Origin of the sequence: Pseudoalteromonas sp. 5Ae-yellow, assembly GCF_014077565.1 — a bacterium.
Lineage (GTDB): Bacteria > Pseudomonadota > Gammaproteobacteria > Enterobacterales > Alteromonadaceae > Pseudoalteromonas.
In genome coordinates this window covers 1-20,124 of record NZ_JACGWD010000052.1, presented here as the reverse complement: position 1 = coordinate 20,124, position 20,124 = coordinate 1, and the positions used below count along the sequence as shown (strand labels likewise).

General features: G+C 40.5%; 19 protein-coding genes. 6 read left to right on the top strand and 13 right to left on the bottom strand.

What is annotated here, in order from left to right; all coding sequences use genetic code 11:
• Nucleotides 1-26 precede the first annotated feature (26 nt).
• The 3 genes from H4J63_RS14010 to H4J63_RS14000 all read left to right on the top strand — a co-directional run bounded on the left by H4J63_RS14010 (nt 27) and on the right by H4J63_RS14000 (nt 3,082).
• The gene (locus H4J63_RS14010; protein WP_182197169.1) at nt 27-1,565 is read left to right on the top strand and encodes an EAL domain-containing protein; all 1,539 of its coding nucleotides are present in this window, start codon (nt 27-29) and stop codon (nt 1,563-1,565) included.
• Nucleotides 1,566-1,621: 56 nt separating this feature from the next.
• On the top strand, nt 1,622-2,143 hold the full coding sequence (locus H4J63_RS14005; protein ID WP_169044721.1) for a hypothetical protein: 522 nt from the start codon (nt 1,622-1,624) through the stop codon (nt 2,141-2,143).
• 249 nt (nt 2,144-2,392) lie between these two features.
• Nucleotides 2,393-3,082: a LuxR C-terminal-related transcriptional regulator gene (locus H4J63_RS14000; RefSeq protein WP_182197168.1), complete on the top strand. Its 690-nt coding sequence runs from the start codon at nt 2,393-2,395 to the stop codon at nt 3,080-3,082.
• Nucleotides 3,083-3,163: 81 nt separating this feature from the next.
• Here H4J63_RS14000 and H4J63_RS13995 read toward each other — a convergent pair whose 3' ends face one another.
• The 4 genes from H4J63_RS13995 to H4J63_RS13980 are packed head-to-tail and all read right to left on the bottom strand — an operon-like array spanning nt 3,164 to nt 6,294.
• Nucleotides 3,164-3,937: a CsgG/HfaB family protein gene (locus H4J63_RS13995; protein WP_182197166.1), complete on the bottom strand. Its 774-nt coding sequence runs from the start codon at nt 3,935-3,937 to the stop codon at nt 3,164-3,166.
• The gene (locus H4J63_RS13990; protein WP_024595597.1) at nt 3,937-4,362 is read right to left on the bottom strand and encodes a curli assembly protein CsgF; all 426 of its coding nucleotides are present in this window, start codon (nt 4,360-4,362) and stop codon (nt 3,937-3,939) included. Before H4J63_RS13990 ends, H4J63_RS13995 begins: the two co-directional genes overlap by 1 nt.
• The gene (locus H4J63_RS13985) at nt 4,352-4,750 is read right to left on the bottom strand and encodes a curli production assembly/transport protein CsgE (RefSeq protein WP_182197164.1); all 399 of its coding nucleotides are present in this window, start codon (nt 4,748-4,750) and stop codon (nt 4,352-4,354) included. Before H4J63_RS13985 ends, H4J63_RS13990 begins: the two co-directional genes overlap by 11 nt.
• Before the next feature lie 41 nt (nt 4,751-4,791).
• Nucleotides 4,792-6,294 carry a curlin gene (locus H4J63_RS13980; protein WP_024595595.1) on the bottom strand — a complete coding sequence of 501 codons (1,503 nt, stop codon included), beginning with the start codon at nt 6,292-6,294 and terminating at the stop codon, nt 4,792-4,794.
• A gap of 582 nt (nt 6,295-6,876) precedes the next feature.
• Between H4J63_RS13980 and H4J63_RS13975 the strand changes: the two genes are divergently transcribed.
• Nucleotides 6,877-9,381, top strand: coding sequence for a S8 family serine peptidase (locus H4J63_RS13975; protein WP_182197163.1), 2,505 nt, complete (start codon nt 6,877-6,879; stop codon nt 9,379-9,381).
• A 63-nt stretch (nt 9,382-9,444) separates the two neighbouring features.
• Here H4J63_RS13975 and puuE read toward each other — a convergent pair whose 3' ends face one another.
• The 8 genes from puuE to xdhA are packed head-to-tail and all read right to left on the bottom strand — an operon-like array spanning nt 9,445 to nt 18,503.
• On the bottom strand, nt 9,445-10,377 hold the full coding sequence (gene puuE / locus H4J63_RS13970; RefSeq protein ID WP_182197161.1) for an allantoinase PuuE: 933 nt from the start codon (nt 10,375-10,377) through the stop codon (nt 9,445-9,447).
• A gap of 1 nt (nt 10,378) precedes the next feature.
• The gene (locus tag H4J63_RS13965) at nt 10,379-11,590 is read right to left on the bottom strand and encodes a urate hydroxylase PuuD (RefSeq protein WP_182197159.1); all 1,212 of its coding nucleotides are present in this window, start codon (nt 11,588-11,590) and stop codon (nt 10,379-10,381) included.
• 5 nt (nt 11,591-11,595) lie between these two features.
• Nucleotides 11,596-12,960: a guanine deaminase gene (gene guaD, locus H4J63_RS13960; protein WP_182197158.1), complete on the bottom strand. Its 1,365-nt coding sequence runs from the start codon at nt 12,958-12,960 to the stop codon at nt 11,596-11,598.
• A gap of 2 nt (nt 12,961-12,962) precedes the next feature.
• Nucleotides 12,963-13,301, bottom strand: coding sequence for a hydroxyisourate hydrolase (gene uraH / locus H4J63_RS13955; protein WP_010553568.1), 339 nt, complete (start codon nt 13,299-13,301; stop codon nt 12,963-12,965).
• On the bottom strand, nt 13,298-13,798 hold the full coding sequence (uraD, locus tag H4J63_RS13950; protein WP_182197156.1) for a 2-oxo-4-hydroxy-4-carboxy-5-ureidoimidazoline decarboxylase: 501 nt from the start codon (nt 13,796-13,798) through the stop codon (nt 13,298-13,300). Before uraD ends, uraH begins: the two co-directional genes overlap by 4 nt.
• Nucleotides 13,795-14,685 carry a xanthine dehydrogenase accessory protein XdhC gene (gene xdhC, locus H4J63_RS13945; RefSeq protein WP_165721733.1) on the bottom strand — a complete coding sequence of 297 codons (891 nt, stop codon included), beginning with the start codon at nt 14,683-14,685 and terminating at the stop codon, nt 13,795-13,797. Before xdhC ends, uraD begins: the two co-directional genes overlap by 4 nt.
• Nucleotides 14,678-17,017, bottom strand: coding sequence for a xanthine dehydrogenase molybdopterin binding subunit (xdhB, locus tag H4J63_RS13940; protein WP_182197154.1), 2,340 nt, complete (start codon nt 17,015-17,017; stop codon nt 14,678-14,680). The genes xdhC and xdhB overlap by 8 nt, the downstream gene beginning before the upstream one ends.
• Nucleotides 17,004-18,503, bottom strand: a complete 1,500-nt coding sequence (gene xdhA, locus H4J63_RS13935; protein ID WP_182197152.1) for a xanthine dehydrogenase small subunit — start codon at nt 18,501-18,503, stop codon at nt 17,004-17,006. The genes xdhB and xdhA overlap by 14 nt, the downstream gene beginning before the upstream one ends.
• A gap of 223 nt (nt 18,504-18,726) precedes the next feature.
• On the opposite strand from xdhA, the gene H4J63_RS20540 reads away from it, so the two are divergent.
• A complete protein-coding gene (locus H4J63_RS20540; RefSeq protein ID WP_024603673.1) occupies nt 18,727-18,873 on the top strand; it encodes an ATP-binding cassette domain-containing protein in 147 nt (48 codons plus the stop codon).
• A gap of 339 nt (nt 18,874-19,212) precedes the next feature.
• Nucleotides 19,213-19,848, top strand: coding sequence for a trimeric intracellular cation channel family protein (locus tag H4J63_RS13925; protein ID WP_182197151.1), 636 nt, complete (start codon nt 19,213-19,215; stop codon nt 19,846-19,848).
• Nucleotides 19,849-19,850: 2 nt separating this feature from the next.
• On the opposite strand, the gene H4J63_RS20535 is transcribed toward H4J63_RS13925, so the two are convergent.
• Nucleotides 19,851-19,994: a hypothetical protein gene (locus tag H4J63_RS20535; RefSeq protein WP_310734718.1), complete on the bottom strand. Its 144-nt coding sequence runs from the start codon at nt 19,992-19,994 to the stop codon at nt 19,851-19,853.
• Nucleotides 19,995-20,124 lie beyond the last annotated feature (130 nt).

Sequence of the window (20,124 nt, the reverse complement as noted above, 5' to 3'; positions counted from 1 at the left end):
ATATAAATTAACAACTTCGAGATGCTATGAAAAAGTACCAACAAAAATCTATTATAGCCATTTTAACCGGAGGGTTAGTTTTTGTAACTGGCTGTTTTATCTTGCTCAATTTTGCAGCGCAGCAGTTAACAGCACAAACAAAGTATGATGCTGAATATATTCTCGGTCATGTAGAAGGTGCAATTGCAGAGAGGCGTCGAATTCTTACCCCATTAAATAAGCTTGCGTTTAAACAGTGTGATAATACAACTCTTCTTGAGATGCGCCGCGCTTTATTTGACGCAAAATATGTAATTGATATAGGCTTTTTTAAAGATAACCAGCTAGTTTGTACTACTGGCGCAGGCTTATTAAGTAAACCAATTAACGACAAACAGCCTGACTTTATTCGAGATGATGAGAAGGTGAGGGTTCGTTTTGAGCCAGAGCTTTATCTATTATTATTTAGTGAGCGCCCTATGGAGGTAATTATAGTCAGACAAGGGGACTATAATTTAATTATGCAGAGCACGCCCTTTACCAACATCGGAATTACTGCGCCAGATTGGGAAGTTATTTATAAAACACCAAATACTTTGCATCATTTAGCAGGTAAAGAGGGGCTGTACCAGCAGGTAAAAAACAGCGTTTTCTTTCCTTACGAAACTAACTCAGTTTGCAGTTCTACAAGTAGTCAATATTGTGTAGTAGTGCACTTGCCTTGGAGTCTGTTTTTTTCTAATAATCACTTATTATTAATAATTTCGTTAATTTTAACCTGTTTAGCGGGCATATCGAGTGCGTTAATAGTTGATGCGAGAATTGCTGCACGACGCTCTACTAATCAGCGTATTCGTAAAGGGCTTAAAAAGGGATCATTTTATTGGACTTACCAGCCCATTATTTGTTTGCAAAGTGGCAAGCTGATTGGTTGCGAGGTACTTGCACGTTTTGAAGATAAGTACGGTGCTTTATTTCCAGATGAGTTTATTCCGGTTATTAGAAAAAATAATTTAACCTGGACTTTTACTGAGGCAATGATTGCTACCACAATAAAAGAGTTAACCTCTATAGAGTTATTGCCAGAAGGCTTTAAAGTGTCGCTTAATATATTTCCGTGTGATGTAGAGCTGGGTAATGTGTCGTTACTGCCGCAAATTACAGAGCTTACCAACTCACGCTTTATTATTTGTTTAGAGATAACTGAAGACGAGTACCTTGATACAAGCATTGCGCATGCTCATTTTAGAACCTTAGTTGAATCGGGATTTAACTTATCATTAGATGACTTTGGTACGGGTTATTCGAATTTAAGAAACTTACAAAACTTGAGCTTTCATCAACTTAAAATTGATCGTACGTTTGTTAAAGATATAGCAACTGAGGGCTTAAAAGCCTCTATGATCCCAAATATTATGGAACTTGTGCATAAGTTTAATTATACCTGTGTGGCAGAAGGGATTGAAACCACTGAGCAAGAAGCTATTTTAAAAACAGCGGGTGTGCATTATGGACAAGGCTGGAAGTACGGTAAGCCCATGACGGCGTCTAAATTTAAAAATTATATAACTAATCAGCATTTTTAGATCTCAGCTGCCATACTAAACGTATCGGTATGAAATTTATAAATATTAGGTTTATTATGATCAAATTAACATTAAGTGCTTTTGCATTTTTATTACTTAGTGCGTGTACAACACAGTATCCAAACCAGCAGTTAACAGGTAAGCAGTTCCCAAGCATTAGCGGCGAAAGTTTAGAGCAAAGCATGGTGACTATACCCAGCGATTTTAAAGCAGATAAAACACTACTGCTTATTGGCTACAAGCAAGATAGCCAATTTGACATAGACCGTTGGTTAATTGGTTTAGATATGGCGGGTGTAACGCTCCCTACATACGAACTACCAACCATTGCCGGCATGGCGCCACGCATGTTTAGCACATTTATAGACAGCGGTATGCGCAAAGGCATCCCTAAAGAATTATGGGGTGGGGTAATCACTATTTATAAAGATGGTGAAGCGGTACAAAAGTTTACAGGTAACCAAAGCCCTAATAACTCACGTGTGGTACTTATAAATAACAGCGGCGAAATTTTATATTTTTATGATCGAGGTTTTTCGGTTGATGCGCTAAATAAACTAAAAGCGAGTATAGAATAATTGATCCTAAAAGTTAGTTTAGGCTAATGCATATTTAAGGCTTTATAAGTTATTAAGCCACTAATCCGATCTGTTATTTATCTTATAAAAGCAATTTTAAAAATAAAATTGATAAAGGTTTTGCATTGATTTAATTGATTTTTATCTATTTTAGGATGAGAAAGAATAACAGTACTTTAATATCAAAATCCCATTGTAAGTTGTATTTGATTTAGGTAATGTAGTGTAAATGTTTCAAGGACGAAATTTATGCCCCATAAAAACTCGGTATTTGTAAAAACAACGTTTCAATCATCTTTTCATTCACACAACTACACCGCTATTTTAAGAACATTACAAGCTTTGTTTGGTGATATTAAAATGGACGAAGTTATTCCTAAAGCTGAGCAGCGCACAAATTATGATTTGTTTTTAATCGATGGTGCTAAAAGCAAATGGCAAGACCTTATTCCGACTGACCTTATTTGTTTAGCTAAACACTATAGCGTTGTCATTTTTAATGTTGATAAAGAAGATGTGTGCGAGCAAAACTTATTGCTTAACCATTTTAATGGTGTTTTTTATAAATCTGATCCACCAGAAGATATTTTTAAAGGGTTAGTTCGTGTTGATACTGGCGAGCTTTGGTTTACGCGTAAAGTAATTTCAAAAGCTTTTAACGACATTTTAGCCGTGGCATCATCATTTAATAACCTAAATGACGACATTGAATTAAAGCAGGACTATTACGATCATTTAACAAAGCGAGAAAAGTCTGTTATTCATTTAATTGCACAGGGGGCGAGTAACAATACAATCGCTGATAAACTTAACATTAGCGACCACACTGTAAAAACACATTTATACAGTGCGTTTAAAAAAACTAACTCACGCAACAGGGTGGAGCTTGCTAATTGGGCGCAGCGCTATATATCGGTTTTGCTGCCAATGGGGAAATAAATAGCATATATAATCTCAATTTCTCCCATAAAAAAAGCTACTGTTAGTAGCCTTTTTTATTTGTTATGTCGGCCTGTGTAATTAGCTCACTTTTTTAGCCCATAAGCCTTTATCAATGCCTTTTGTTATAAGGTCTGTCAGTGCTTTTTCTATTGCCTGAGTTACACAAATACTCATAGGTTCGTTGTCACTAAAGCCGGCTTCAGCTTCAGCTAGACGTTTGTAGCTTACGTATCTAAAAAAGCCTGCACGCATCTCTTGGCTTAATACTTTTTTGCTGGTGGCCACACTAAGCAACACTTGGCCTGTACGAACATCCACAGCGCGTAGATAAATTGAAATAGCATCTTCACGGTAAAGCTCAGATGCGCCTATACCAAAGTATTCCATACCTAACCCACCCGTTTTTACATTGGTGTCATAGCTTATAATACCGCCCTCTAAAATGATTTTAGCTGTGGTAAGTGGAGGTAACTCAGCCTGGTTAGGATTATCAGTTTGGCCTGCACGAATAATTTTTCGCTCAGTTAAAATGTTTTGTAAACCTTCACGCTCAACAGGTGTAAACCAATCAGATTCATGCAGTGCTTGTACGAGTATTGAATTAGCACCTTGAGTAACGGCAGTCGAAAACGAACTAACGTTAGTTTGTGGTTTATATTGACCTGTTTGGTCTCTAAATGAGTAGACCGATACCGGAATGCTGCCAACAGGTTTTGGTAAATTTTTTAAGTCTGCAAATAATTCAGTGGGCTCTAGGCTAATTGCTTTTTGCTGTGATGGTGGAATAAGCTTACCTAAACTTGTACAGCCGCTCAAACCCAGTAATGTTATTGTTATTAGTAGTTTATACATTATCCAAACCTCGGTACTTCAATGATCACAACAGAGTCATCTAATATGTTTGTTATTTTTACTGTAATAGAATCGGTTGTGCTGGTTATAACTTCAATTTGATAATCACCACTCATAAAAATTGAGTCCTGATTAAAAATACTATCTTCAATATCCTCACCAAAAGCCATATCGGTAATTTCTCTTACCATGCGGTTTAAGTAAGTGCGCTCTAAAGAGTCTTGAAATTGTTCAGCGTAACCTTTTTCGATTACCGGAGCCTTGTGCTTATTTTGAGCCTGTGCTTTGCTCAGCAGCATATTTGCATTGAGTGGATTACCACCAAAGCTTGGATTTATTGGGGTGTAAATTATTTCAGTCGCGGAAGCTGAGAAGCTTAATATTGTTATTATTATAAGGGCTATTTTTTTCATTTTACCATCCATCTTTAGCCATATCTGGTGTTGATGCAGCCATGTTTGAGCGAGCCATTGCATCTATTACTGTATAAACAGCTTGCTCAACACGTTCATCGAGGGGTTCTAATCTGCGACCTAAATAAGTCGCGTAAACAAGTTGGTTATTCATTATTAAAGAAAGTTGTGTACCCGCTTTTGGTATTACGGTTTCTTTTATTTCAATATTAAAACCAGCTGTTGAAGGGAGATCTCGCCAGTAGTTTGAAAATTCATAATAAAATTGATGACCAAAGCGGCTAATACTTCTATCAAGTAATAAGCCATCTATTTCTAGTTCATCCGCAGCATGAGTTGCCCCAGAAAAACATAGGAAAAGTGTGAGTAGGTGACGATTAAAGTTAGTATTTTTTTTCATAATTTAAAAAGGGGAGAGGGTCGCTCTCCCCACCTCAACAATTACATTTGAGTAATTGTTGCTGCGTTTCCATCACCAATTTGGGTAACAGATACAGTGCTGTCAAAGCCAATTACTGAGCCTTCAACAATATTGTCGTTACCAATTTGAGTAACACTAAACGATACGTTTTCACCACCAACTAAAAATGCTGATTGTTCAACGCCAGTAACCCAGTTACCTTCACCTGTTTGTGAAATATCAATGCTGTGGTTATTGCCTTCAACCATCATATCAATAAGGTTTAACGTGCCACTTTGTGCAATATCAATTTGGTTATTATTACTATCTAAAATGCCAGCAAGGGTAACAATTGCTTCATTTTGAGAGCCGTCTTGAGCAATATCGATGTCATTATCGTTAGATGTAAGCGTTACATCTGGGTATGAAGATTGAACAAGTACGGCATTTTCATCGCCAGCTTGTACTAAATCAACATCATTGCCAGAGCCGTTAAAGTTAGCTAAGTGAATCGAGTTTAAATCACCTATTTGGGCTGATGTAAATTCATTGTCTGAACCAATTACACCCATGTAGGCTTCGTTTAAATCACCGTTTTGCATTGAAGTTAGTTCGTTGTTGTCACCAATTAAATCGGCTGTCATTAAGTTTTCAGCGCCAACTTGTGTTGCTGAAACCTCATTATTAGAACCTTCAAATAAGTTTGATTCAATTGTGTTAAGTGAACCTTCTTGATCTAAATCTATTTGGTTGTCGTCCCCAATTACAGTTGCAAACGTTACCGCATTAGTTAAGCCATCTTGCTCAATTTCAATTTCATTTGCATCACCAGAAATTGCACTAAATGCTACAGCATTACGATCACCTACTTGTTCAACTTCAAGCTCGTTGTCATTGCCTTGTAAACTACTTACTTTAAAGGTACTCCAATAACCGTCTTGAACTAAATCAAGAGTATTTTCGTCGCCTGTAAGCATCGTAATTTCTGCTTCATGCCATTCACCGGTTTGCAGTGAGGTAATTTCATTTGCGTTACCTTGCATATCCATGTTGTAGAACCAGTGACCACCAGTGCCTTGTTCAACATCAATGATATTATCATCACCAGTCACAATATTAATCGCTTCATTATTTACAAAAAAGCCTTGGCCAAATTGTGAAACAAATAACATATTATTATTACCAGTCACTTCAGAGATAAAACCATTAGCAACGCCATCTTGGCTGTATACTTGCAGGTTGTTGTCACCTGTGGTGATTACTTCAGCATAATTACCAAATTGGCTCTGCACAACTTCAGTTTCGTTATTATTACCGGTTGTTGTCACAAGCATGGTGTTGCTATCACCATCTTGTGTAAGTAGTGCAGTATTTTCATTAAAAGTTTGGATAAGAGTCATTGAGTTTTCAACACTTGCTACAGAAACGTTGGTAGCAAGTTCTGAGCTTGATGCTGATTTGTTGTTAGTATCTGCATAAGAAGCAAAGCTAGTACCCATTGCAATTGCAACTGCGCAGCTTAAAAGTGATTTGTTCAACTTCATTATTTTCTCCTTGAAATATTAAAACCAAACACCTTAAATTTTATAGGTTTTATAAGGTATTTGCTGTGTCAGCATGCCGTGCCGATATATTTTTCGTGATCCGCTTGCGTAACTTTAGAAGTAGGTGAAGCGTAATATGTGACTATAAATAATTAAGTTTTAATTTGTCATAAATATTGAACTAACAAAGTTTAAGCTCAAATTCATAATCACCCATTAACTGTATTCCCCTATTTCATTTTCTTAAATCATCATTTTTTACCAAATAATTAACCTTTTATTATCATTGGTTTATGTGTGTAACTGGTGGGTTTTAATGTAATAGTAAGCAAAAGCAGTAAAAAAGTTTGACCCTATAATGGGTAAGGTTGTAATGGGGCAGTTCATTAAAATGACTGTGTTTAGTGTTTTTTTTATAGCCAAACTGGTCAAAATTTATGATTTTTAATTCTTTTTAACTTTTTAACTTGTCAAATATCGTATTTACTAGTTTGCTTATAACTTGCCACGTGATCCCTTGTACTTGAAATAGTGAACAAACCCGCTTAGTGCTTCTAAGCTAACCCAACTATGGATAGAACAATGAAAACAAAATTATCTATTATTACGCTTGCTTTACTACCTTGTTTGGCTTCGGCTAAATTACCTGATGCAGGAGCTCTTCCACAAGCAGCTGCAAGCAGTGACTCTGTTATTGTTAAGTATAAAAAAAATGCAACACCTCAGATGCGTAAACAAGCACGAAGCTTGGTTAAAGCAAAAATTACAGATTTAAATAATGATGAAGTTGATGATAACTTCACATCATTATTCTCAGGCCGCCTTGCTAAATTTAAAGTGTCTGGCATGAGTACTAAAGAAGCTATTGAACGCTTAAAGTCTCACCAAGCTATTGAATATGTTGAGCCAGATTACCGCGTTAGCATAGCTGCTAATACACCTAACGATCCGCGTTTTGACGAACTTTGGGGACTAAATAATCTAGGGCAAACAGGTGGCATTGCCGATGCAGATATTGATGCGCCTGAAGCATGGGAGATCTCTATAGGTAGCCGCGATGTTGTAGTTGGTGTTATTGATACTGGTGTTGACTACAGCCACTCTGATTTAGCTGACAATGCGTGGGTTAACACTGGCGAAATTGCAGGTGATGGTATTGATAATGACGGCAATGGTTACATTGACGATATTCACGGTATTAATGCAATTACGGATGCTGGTGACCCAATGGATGACCAAGGTCACGGTACACACGTATCAGGCACTATTGGTGCAAGCGGTAATAACTCTACAGGTGTTGTAGGTGTAAACCATGAAGTTTCTATTGTTGGTTGTAAGTTTTTAGATGCCGCAGGCAGCGGTTCAACATCAGATGCAATTAAGTGTATTGATTACATGGTTAATCTTAAAAACTCAGGTGTAAACTTACGAGTTTTAAATAATAGCTGGGGCGGTGGCGGCTATAGCCAAGCGCTAGCCGATGCTATTACTGTTAGTGAGCAAGCTGACATCTTATTTGTTGCTGCAGCTGGGAATGACGAAGTTGATAATGATGCCAACCCTCATTATCCATCAAGTTACGAACATGAGAGTGTATTATCAATTGCCAGCACTGATAGTAACGATAACTTATCAGATTTTTCACAATGGGGCGCGACAAGTGTTGATATGGGAGCACCTGGCTCTGGTATTGTGTCAACGGTTCCGGGTAATGGCTATGCAAATTACTCAGGTACTTCAATGGCAACACCTCATGTTGCTGGTGTTGCTGCTCTTGTGTTGTCAGTAAACCCTGATTTAACAACATCAGAGCTTAAAGCGTTACTAATGAGTAGCGGTGACGCTAATACTGCACTTCAAGGTAAAACGCTTGCGGGTACGCGCCTCAACGCAAATCAGGCGCTATTAGATGCCGATCCAACGCCAAGCTTTAAAATGTCGGTGACGCCATCGTCACAGCAAATAACAGTTGGTGAGTCTGCAACTTATACGTTTGAAATTGGTTCTATTGCTCAGTGGGATGGTGAAGTAACGCTTGAACTAGAATCTAGCCTAACTGGTGCATATTTATCAGAGCTAACTGCAAGCCCTGGCGATACAGTACAGCTTAGTGTTGAGACCAATGAAAATACGCAATGGGGTGATTATGAGTTTACTGTTACAGCAACATCAGGTGATATTGTTAAAGAAAAAACAGTAAGCTTAATGCTTCAACCTGCTGGTTTAAATGACTACACCTATTCTAGCGAAGAAAATGTGGCGATTCCTGATAATGACCCACAAGGTGCTAATTCGGTAATTACAATTTCAGATGATTTAACTGTTTTTGGTACTTCTGTTGATGTAAATATTACGCATACTTGGTCTGGCGATATAGTCCTTACGCTAATTTCACCACAAGGCTCTGAAGTAACTCTACAGAGTAATGAAGGTGGCAGCGAAGATGATATTGTTAAAACATTTACATCAAGCGTATTTAATAGTGAAGTAGCAACAGGTGATTGGACATTAAATGCTGTAGATACAGCGGGTGCAGACACCGGCAATATTAATGGTTGGTCACTTACACTTAGCGCTATAGGCGAAGTAAGTGCACAACCACCACGTGCTGGCTTTACTGTTGATACACAAGGTTTAACAGCTTCGTTTGTAGATACAAGCAATGATGCTAATAACGACATTACACAGTGGAGCTGGAGTTTTGGCGATGGCGCTACATCAACAGATTCAAGCCCTGTGCATGCATATGCGCAATCGGGTAGTTACGATGTAGAATTAACTGTTACTGACAGTGAAGGCAATACAAGTACATCAACTCAAACGGTTGTTGTAAGTGATGTAGAGCTAGAAATTACCTTAAAACGTGCTAATAAGTCTCGCCTTGATACTATGCGTGTAGAGCTTAGTTGGGAAAGTGTTGGCGCTGAATCACTAAGTGTTTACCGTAATGGTGAGCTTGTAGATACTACTGCTGACCGAGGTCGTTACCGCGACTACGTACGTGGTGCTACATTACCATCGTACGATTACCAATTATGTGTAACTGAAAATGTATGTTCTAACATCATTACGGTTTCATTTAACTAACTACTCCTAAAGTGACTTTAAGCCCAGCATTGCTGGGCTTTTTTATGTTTTAAAAAATATAAACTATGCTTTTTTATATGGATGGGTTTTAAGCCAGTGCTCGGCTATTTGCTCACGTGTGGCAAACCAAACCTGATCATGCGAGCGAGCATATTCTAAAAACCGTGCTAATGCTTTTATTCTTCCTGGTCTGCCAATTAAGCGACAATGCAAACCTATCGACATCATTTTTGGGGCGTTTTCACCTTCTGGAGCGCCTTCCTCGTATAGTGTATCGAATGCATCTTTTAAGTAATTATAAAACTGATCGCCTGCGTTAAAACCTTGAACAGCGGCAAAGCGCATGTCGTTTACATCAAGCGTGTAGGGCACTATTAACTGTGGTTTACCTTCTTTAATACTGTAAAAAGGTAGGTCGTCGCTGTAATCGTCGGCATGATATAAAAAATTACCATTTTCAACTACAAGGGCTGCTGTGTTAGGGCTTGTGCGCCCTGTGTACCACCCTTTGGGCTTTTTACCTGTGAGCTTTTTAATGACATCAATGGCTTGTTGCATATGCTCGCGTTCGGTTTGCTTATCTATATTTTGATAATTAATCCAGCGCAGGCCATGGCTTGCAATTTCGTGGCCCGCTTCAACAAAGGCTTTAGCTACATCGGGGTGGCGCTCAAGGGCCATCGCCACTGCAAAAATGGTGACCGGTATATCGTATTTTTTAAATAAACGCAGTAGCCTCCACACGCCAGCGCGTGAGCCATATTCGTAAATAGACTCCATGCTTATATGGCGGTCTTCAACATGCGGGGCACTGACTATTTCTGATAAAAACGTTTCAGCGGCTGCATCACCATGCAGCACGCAGTTTTCGCCGCCTTCTTCGTAATTTAATACTACTTGCACGGCAATGCGGGCTTTATTAGGCCAGTTTGCATGGGGTACATCTGGACCATAACCAATTAAATCGCGCGGGTAGTTTTTAAAATGCTCACTCATTTTATTGCTCCTTTTTAAGTGCTGAGAGCCAAGCGCCTAGCGTTTCGCGCTCTGTGTCTGTCATTTTGGTCATATTGGCCAGTGGCATATCTTTGGTTATAACCGCGCGAGTATGAATAAGCGTGCTGGATTTTTTTACATCACTAATAGAGTCGAGCTTAAAGCCTAGCGGCGCTGTTTGAAAAAGCTCAGAGGTGGGTGTTTCGCTGTGACACCCAGTACAGTGTTTGCTAATTATATCCCACGCTTGTGCGTCGGTAATACTTGCTTGTAAAGGCGCGCTTTCGCCTGCATTTGTTGGTGTACTGGGCCAAGGTGCTATTGCTAGCATAAGGGCAAAAAAGGCGGCGATACCGCTTACAAGTACTGAGGGTTTATTAATGCCTTGGTGCTTTAAGTTAAAGTAATGGCGTATCCACATACCAATACCAAACAGCGCAATTAAAATAAGCCAGCCAAAGTTGTGGCTATATGTGTAAGGAAAGTGATTGCTAAGCATTATAAATACTACAGGTAATGTGGCGTAGTTATTATGAATAGAACACAGCTTTGCCTTTAAACCTGGCGCTGAATCAGGGATTCTACCAGCTTCTACTTCACTTACCATGTAGCGTTGGCCTGGCATAATAATGTGATACACATTACCCACCATACACGTGCCAATAAGTGCACCTACATGAATATACACAGCGCGGTCGCTAAATAATTGATCAACCCCAAAAGTCCACAGAGCTAATAAACCAATAACTACAGCAATAAACACTTTGCCGTTTTCGACCAGTGGGGTTTTACACAATAAACGATAAACACCATAGCCTAAGCCAATAAAACCAAGTGATGCGCCAATAGCGGCAAATTTACTTAGCTCACTTTTGCTGTTATCAATTAAATACACATCGGCGCCAACATAATAAAGTAAGCTAAATAGTAATATACCGGTGATCCACGTTGTGTAGGCTTCCCACTTAAACCAATGCAGGGTGTGAGGCATTTGTTCAGGGCCATTTTGATACTTAGCCACTTCGTAAAAGCCACCACCATGCACGGCCCATAAATCGCCTTTTATGCCTTTATCTATTTTCCATTGCGGTGGTGTTTGTAGGTTGTTATCAAGCCATGCAAAATAAAATGAAGCGCCAATCCATGCTATACCAGCAATAACATGAAAATAACGCAGTACTAAATGAGCAAGCTCAAATAAATAGTTTTCCATAACGGTTAAGCCTCTTCTAATACCGGTGAGCGGGTGTCTGAAAATTGATTGTTATCATCGCGCTTATACACACTTTTACCCATAATGTAGGTCTGCTCAACGCAGCGGTCGTCGCCTAACATCATCATTGCAAATAATTTTTCATGCAGGGTTTTGGCATGCTGTATCCTAAATTTTAAAAATGGGGTTGCTGAACAATCCATTACAATAAAATCGGCTTCACAACCGGCTTCAAAATTACCAATTGTTCCTTCTAAATCGAGCGCTCTAGCACCGCCGAGTGTTGCTAAATACAGCCCTTTAAATGCTGAAAACTTTTGACCTTGTAATTGCTGAATTTTATAAGCTTCGTTACCTGTTTGTAACATAGAAAAGCTTGTTCCTGCGCCTACATCGGTACCCATGCCTACGTTTATACCGTGCTCTTCACAGGCTTTTAAATTTAAAAGTCCTGATCCTAAAAATAGGTTTGAGGTAGGGCAGTGCGATATTGCCGCATTGTTATCTGCAAGGCAGCATAGCTCGCGCTCAGATAAATGAATACTATGGGCAAATACTGAGCGTTTACGTACCATTTTTGCTTGCTCGTACACGCCTAAGTAATCATCAAACTCTGGAAATAGCCCTTTTACCCATTCGCACTCGTCTTTGTTTTCAGATAAGTGTGTATGCAGGTAGGTGTCTGGGTATTCTTCAAGCAACTGAGTACATTTTTGAAGTTGCTCAGGGGTTGATGTAGGAGCAAAGCGTGGTGTAACTGCGTAGCTTAACCTATCAACATTGTGCCATTTTTCGATGAGGGCTTTAGATTCGTCATAGCTTGTTTGCGCGCAATCAGATAAGTCGTCAGGGCAGTTACGATCCATCATTACTTTACCGGCAATCATGCGTAAATTGCGTTTTTGTGATTCTTTAAAAAACGCATCAACCGATTGCGGATGCACAGTGCCAAATACAAGGGCAGTGGTTGTGCCGTTGCGCAGTAGCTCGTCTAAAAAGCGATTAGATATCTCTTTTGAATAATGCTTACACGTGAACTTTTTCTCTGTCGGAAACGCGTATTCGGTGAGCCAACTTAAAAGCTGCTCGCCGTACGCACCCACCATTTCGGTTTGTGGTAAGTGTATGTGGGTGTCTATCATGCCTGGCATAACGAGTTTGCCATCGTGGCGGATAATATGCGCTGATTTATCAATTGTAGGTAATATGTCTTGCTCATAGCCAAGTTTAACTACTTTGCCGTGCTTGATAACTAATGCGCCCTTTTCAAAAAAACGATAGGCGTTCTCGCCAGAAATGGCAGGGTCGTCAACAAAGTCGAGTATATCGGCACAAACTACTGTTAAGTCATTATTGTTTTGTGTGCTCATAGTTAGCTACCTCTGTATGTAGAGTAGCCAAACGGGCTAAGCAACAATGGGATATGATGATGTTTAGTATCTTGTAATCTAAACGTTATTTGCGCCTCTGGGTAAAACGCAGGGGTAGGTTGGTTTTGGTAATAACTATCTAAATCAAATACCAGTTTATAGGTTGCAAATTCTACTTCTGTATTTAGCCAGTCGGTAATTCGCCCATCGCTATCGGTTGTGCCTTGGGTTAGTTGTACCCATTCGTTATTTGTAAGTTTAAATAGCTTAACAGCAACGTTTGCTGCTGGTTTTCCGGTGCTGGTATCGAGTATATGGGTGGTTATAGGGCTTTTGTTCATAGCAGTGACTCCAATCTTATTTTTGTTATTTTGGCTTGTTCGCCCGCGGCTATATTAAGTTCTGTGCTGCGGGTGTTGTGTATGCGCTGCTCTATGAGTTCAAGCATTTGTTCGGCCGTTTTACCGGTGGCGCACACAATAAAAATAAAGCCAAACTTGCTCAGGTACTCTTTATTAAGAACGATCATTTTGGTAAGTACGGCTTCGTTTGCTTTGCTCATACCCGATTGCTCATGCCCCGCTTTTTGTGCGGTAGCAGCGTATTTTTTGCTAAGGGTTGATAAGTCACCTATTTGCGGGTGGCCTTCAAAGGCAGCTAAATAGTCGCTCTCGCCAAGGCTATCCCATATGCTTTTTGCGCATTCAAACAGCTGCTGAGCACTTTTAAATGGCATTGCTTTTATCATGCCCGCTACCCAGTTAGGGGCCGCGCAGCAATGCTCAAGTGCTTGTTTTGCTTGTGCATCATTTAGCGTATTTATTTGTAAGCTACTCATGCGCCTACTTCCTCCTGCGTGGTGCTAATTAAGGCATTTTTTAGTGTGCGCCACTGCAAGCCTTGGCGTTTTGGCGCTTGGGTTTGCATAGCCTGATAAAGGGCAATTAGCTGTCCACTAATCGAAATAGCCACTTCCATTGGTAATTTGCCCGTAATATTTTTAAGCCCAACAGGGCAGGTCATTTGTTGTATTTGAGCGGCTGTAAAATCGCGATGTGCTAGGCGTTGTTTAAAACGTTTTGCTTTAGTGTCAGAGCCAATAACGCCCAGCCAATTGGCATCAGCGCGTTTAATAATGGCTTGGGTGAGTGCAAAGTCGAGCTGGTGGTTATGGGTAAGTATTAAGTAGTTATTAGCTTTAGGCGCACGTTTTACTTGTTCTATTGGCTCTTCATCAACCACTTTTACTACGTTATTTGGAATAGCCTGTGGGAATACATCTGCGCGGCTATCTATCCAGCGTATGCGCATAGGCAGCTGTGCCAATATACCAATAAGCGCTTGTGCTACATGGCCTGCGCCATAAATGTCGAGGGTAAAGCGCTCGCATTGCATGCATTCAAGCATAACGGTGGCAGCTCCGCCGCAGCACTGGCCTAAATTTGCACCTAGGTTAAATTGCTCAATTACTTGGGCGGCTTCGCCTTTGGCAAGTAGTTCGCGGGCTTTTTCTATTACTACGTATTCAAGGTGGCCACCGCCAAGAGTGTCGTAAATATGCTCGCCGCTTATTACCATTTTAGAGCCTGTGCCGCGAGGGGTTGAGCCATTTGTGCCAAGTACCGTGGCAATTACATAATTAGTGCCGCTTTGTTCGTGCTCGTTTATAGCCTGCGCCCAGTTTTGAGTATGAAAACCCTGAAACGACTCATTTAAATTAGTCATGTTGATGCTCCTTAAACCAACTAGCGGTTTGCTCAATTGCACTCAATACTCGCTCTGGGGTTGCGGGTGTATCCAATGGGGCGGTGTATTTGTAATCAGCCACACTACTTATGGCATTACGAATAGCGCTCCATACACTAAAGGCCAGCATAAATGGCGGCTCGCCTACGGCTTTTGATCTAAACACGGTGGTTTCTGGATTTGCTGAGTTATAAAGATTGACGTTAAATTCGGCCGGGGTATCGCCAATGGCTGGTATTTTGTAGTTGGCTGGGCCAAAGCTTGCAAGCTGGCCTTTATCATTCCATTGTAAGTCTTCGGTTGTTAGCCAGCCCATACCTTGCACAAAGGCGCCTTCAATTTGCCCTATATCAAGTGCTGGATTAATTGAACTGCCTACATCGTGCAGTATATCAACGCGGGTTACCGTGTTTTCGCCCGTAAGCGTATCTACTTCTACTTCACTCAGTGCTACGCCGTGAGCGTAGTAAAAAAATGGGCGGCCTTCGCCTTTGGCTCTGTCGTAATGAATTTTTGGTGTGGCGTAATAACCCGTTGATGAAAGCGATATACGATTCATGTAAGCAAGATTTGCAAGTTCGCTAAAGCTAATTTCCCCTTTACTAAAAGTAATGAGGTTATCTTTAAATGTAATACTTTGGCTGTTTACTTCAAAGTGCTCGGTAATAAAATCAATTAAGCGCTCTTTTATTGTGTTTACTGCATTTAGCGCCGCCATACCGTTTAAGTCGGTACCGCTTGAAGCCGCTGTTGGCGAGGTGTTTGGCACTTTGTCAGTACGCGTAGCACTAATACTTACCGCGTTAAAATCGACCCCAAAGCCATGGGCTACAATTTGCGCAATTTTGGTGTTCAGCCCTTGGCCCATTTCGGTGCCGCCGTGGTTTAAATGTATAGAGCCATCACTATAAACATGTACGAGTGCACCAGCTTGATTTAAATGTTGTACCGTAAACGAGATACCGTATTTAACCGGCGTCATTGCAAGGCCTTTTTTGATAATAGGTGACGATGCGTTAAATGCTTTAATAGCCTCTTTACGTGCCCAGTAGTCACCCGACTCCTCAAGCTGGTTTATCATATCTTTTAAAATATGTTGCTCTACGGTTTGATGATACGGCGTGGTGTCGCGACCTTTTTTATATAAATTGAGTTTTCTGATCTCAAGTGGATCTTTACCTAATTTGGCTGCTATATCGTCCATTATTAGCTCGCCCATAATCATTCCTTGCGGGCCACCAAACCCTCTAAATGCGGTATGGCTTACGGTATTCACTTTACAGCGATTACCTTTAATTGTGGCGGCTGGGTAGTAGTAGGCGTTATCGGCATGAAACATGGCACGGTCTACAATTGCATCTGATAAATCAGGGGAGTAGCCACAAAATCCGTTTACGGTAATGTCGGCACCTTCTATTAAACCATTTTCGTCAAAGCCAACATGGTATTGATTATAAAAAGGGTGGCGTTTACCGGTTAATTTAAAATCGTCGCTGCGGGCTAGGCGCATTTTTACTGCGCAGCCAAGGTGGTAAACCGCAAGGGTTGCAAGGCATGCCCATGGTACGCCTTGGGTTTCTTTGCCACCAAAAGCACCGCCCATACGGCGGGTTTCTACGTTTACAAAGCTAAATGGCTTTTTTAATATTTTGGCAACTAAGTGTTGAACCTCAGTAGGGTGTTGCGTAGAGCATTGAACATGAATGCCCCCGTCGTTATCAGGTTGCGCCAGCGCTATTTGGCCTTCTAAATAAAAGTGTTCTTGCCCGCCTATGTTTATTTCGCCTTTAAGCTGGTGGGCTGCATTATTAATGGCGTGTTCGCTGTTACCACGGTTAAGTGAATGGGGCGGCCTTACCCAATGCTCTTTGCTAATGGCTTCTTTAATATCGAGTATGGGTGTAGTTTGCTCGCACTCTATAACCACTAAACGTGCAGCGCGACGCGCTATGGCGTAGCTGTCGGCAACGACAATTAATACAGGTTGCCCGTGGTATTGAATTTCATGACTAGTGAGTAATACATCACCAGGAAATACTGGACCAATATCTAATTTACCCGGTACATCTTCGGCCGATAAAATACGTTTAACGCCTTCAACTGCCAGTGCGTGACTTGTATCTATTGATTTAATAAAGCCGCTTGTAACAGGTGCGAGCACTGGGTAGGCATGGAGGCAGCCGTATGGCTCCGGGTTATCGTCGGCAAAATTTGCACTGCCACAAACTTGTTTAATAGCGCTTTCGTGATATTTAGACTGTCCAACGCTACCACCTTGCGCCTTTAGTTTATCCATTTCAAAGTGACGCATGTGAGATCCTCGTAATGGCAATGTTGTTATTGTTGCTTGCTTGCGGCTCACAAAACTCAATACCAATGCGTTGTAATAAGTTTTTGCTTACCGTGGTGCGGTAATGCGCACTGCTTCTTACATCGCTCATGGGCGTAAAGTCATCGTTAATAGCCGTTGCTGCGTCTATAAAGCTACTTACTTGTAACGATTGAGATATCAGCTTTTGCTCAATATGCTGCGCGCGCTTAGGAATAGCTGCCATACCGCCCATAGCGCAGCGGGCTTGAGTAATCATGTTTTGTGAATGCTCTATAGCAAGTACCAAACAAACGGTAGATATATCGTCTTCAAAGCGTTTTGATATTTTATGACACGCCAGTTTTAGTGACTCTGGGCGCTTTGGGATGGTGAACTTGCTAATTACTTCATCGCTTTTAAGAACTGTTTTTTTGTAATCAATAAAGTAGTCGGCAACTTTTATAGTGCGCGTACCAGCGCTGCTTAATAAATCCATTGATGCATTAAGAGCGATTAAAAGGGGAGCTGGATCGCCAATAGGAGAGGCATTCCCTATGCTGCCACCAAGTGTGCCGCTGTTACGTACTTGGCTTGATCCTAAGCGTTCAAATAGCTCTTTTGACTCTGGGTAATGGTTATAAAATGCCTCAACAAATTGGCTATAAGGTAGCGCTGCACCTATGTGTAACTCACCGTTATGATCTGCCAAGGTACAAAGCTCCTTTACTTGGCTAAGGGAGATAATTACATCTGGTAAAAGCATGTTTTGGCTAAGCTCAATGGCAAAGTCGGTACCACCAGCAACTAAATGTGCATAAGGATAAAGCGTTTTTAGCTCAACAAGTTGTTGGGCAGTTTGTGGTAAGTAAAATTTGCGAGGGCCATTTTTTAAAAATGGAATATCGCCATCATATTGCGTATTAAGTGATGCTTTAAATTGAGCGGCCATTGCTGAGTACGGTTCAGCTTTACGCTCATAGCTATAGGCTTTTTCGGCTGCAAGTAATATAGGGCTATAACCTGTACAACGACATAAGTTACCGCCAAGTGCATAAATAACCGCTTTTTTACCAGGGTACGTTGGCTCATTAATATAAAGAGCCAACAAACTCATTATTATACCGGGCGTACAAAAACCACATTGCGAACCATGACACTCCACCAGTGCACGTTGCACGGGGTGTAAATCGGTTAAGTTTGGGTATAAACCAGTAGTCACAGCCTCTACCGTTACTATATGTTTTGCATGCGCATTACCTAATAACAATAAACAGCTGTTCATTGTTTTGTATTGCCAACTAGCTTGCCCGTTTGCATTTATACGCTCTTCACCCACTAAAATTGTGCACGCGCCACAGTCGCCAGTTGCACACCCTTCTTTGGTGCCCACTTTCCCTTTTTTGGTGCGAAGCCAGTCCAAAATGGTGAGACTTGGCGAGCATTCTTGTACTTCAATTGGCGTGTTATTTAATAAAAATTGAATCACACAGACCCCCTTAATTTTTATAAAGCCCTGATACATAAAGGCTTGGCGTATGTTTTTTCTTGTTGTTTGCGCACGGGTAACAAAAATACTTTTTAATCTTTAATTAGCTTATTGCAGTTACTATGCCATTGTTGACCGCTTGGTCAGTTAATGGCGGTTGGGTTAAATTATCGAGGTATAGGTAATAACGGAGTCGCTTTAAAAATAAGGCACGGTGAAGCGAATGCTTTTACTATTTAAATCTAAAGGGGGAAATAGGGCTGGTAAAAGCACATTAATGAAAATGCTTTATGGTGTGGTTAAACCTGACCAAGGGGACATGTTTTTTAATGGCCGTATAATACCAATCAACAATGAAAAATTAGGGTAGGTGTCAGCGTTATTTTTTTATGTAACTCTGCAAGTTGGATAGGTATTAGCCTATTAATCTTTGAGTCAATTTTTGTAGGCTATCTTGCTTATTTTGAGTGGATAAATAGCGCTAGCTTAATTTATGAGCCTACTTATAAACAACGTGTAAAAAATACCTACTTTTAAAATAATTACCTTCTCAAATATTACCTTTCATAAAACCTAACCTCAAACTGCATTCAGTGTGAATTACAGCGTTGTTTTTAAATGTAATTTTTAAAGTTAATTCAACTTTTAAGGGATGTTTTTTGGCACGTAAGTTGAAACTACTCCTTATAAATTTTAAAAAGGAATTACCATGACTGCTGAATACTTTATGGCACTAGGATTACTCGGTGTCGCATTTTTTGCTGTTGCAGGGGCATTGCTTGGGTATGAAAAAAACATTAGTGGCTTTGGCGTAGTAGTGGTGGCAACCGTTACAGCATTAGGGGGCGGTACCCTCAGAGATATACTTTTAAACAAACCGGTATTTTGGATTGCTACCCCAGAGTATTTATATTCGACCTATGGGGCCGTTATAGCAACAATTGCATTTATTCGATATTTACCGCGCGTTAATAATTACTACTTTTTATTAGTAGACGCTGTTGGTATGGCGTTATTTAATATTATGGGGATAGAAAAAGCACTCATTAATGGCTCTGGCATGGTGGTCGCAATTACCATGGGCATTACTACAGGTATATTTGGTGGTTTAATACGCGACGTAATTTGCCGTGAGGTGCCAACTGTTATGCGCAGCGAACCTTACGCCTCTGCGTGTTTAGCGGGTGGTGCAGTTTATGCCGCTTTATTTAGCCTTAATGTAGATTACATTTGGTGTATTTTAGGGTCATTTTTCACGACTATTTTTTTAAGATTAGGCTCTTTGCATTGGGGTTGGCATTTAACTATTTTCAGAAAAAAAGACTTCAGAGATCAAAGCGACTAATTTTAGCTACGAGTAGCCCGCGTTTGCATGTAGTACTCGTAATTATTCTCATCCGTTATAGTAAAACCCAGCCGCTTATAAAGTCCTAATGCTGGGTTGTTTTTAAGCACAGTGAGTTTAATAGGTTTTGACTGCGCACTTGTAATAACTGTGAGCGTCTAGCGAACTACACCTATGTTTTAAAATTCCAGGGTAACAAGCTGTCGATATCGGGCTCAGGCTGGCACAGTTCATCAAGGCAAGCACAGATGTAATTAAATGGGATTAGACCATTTA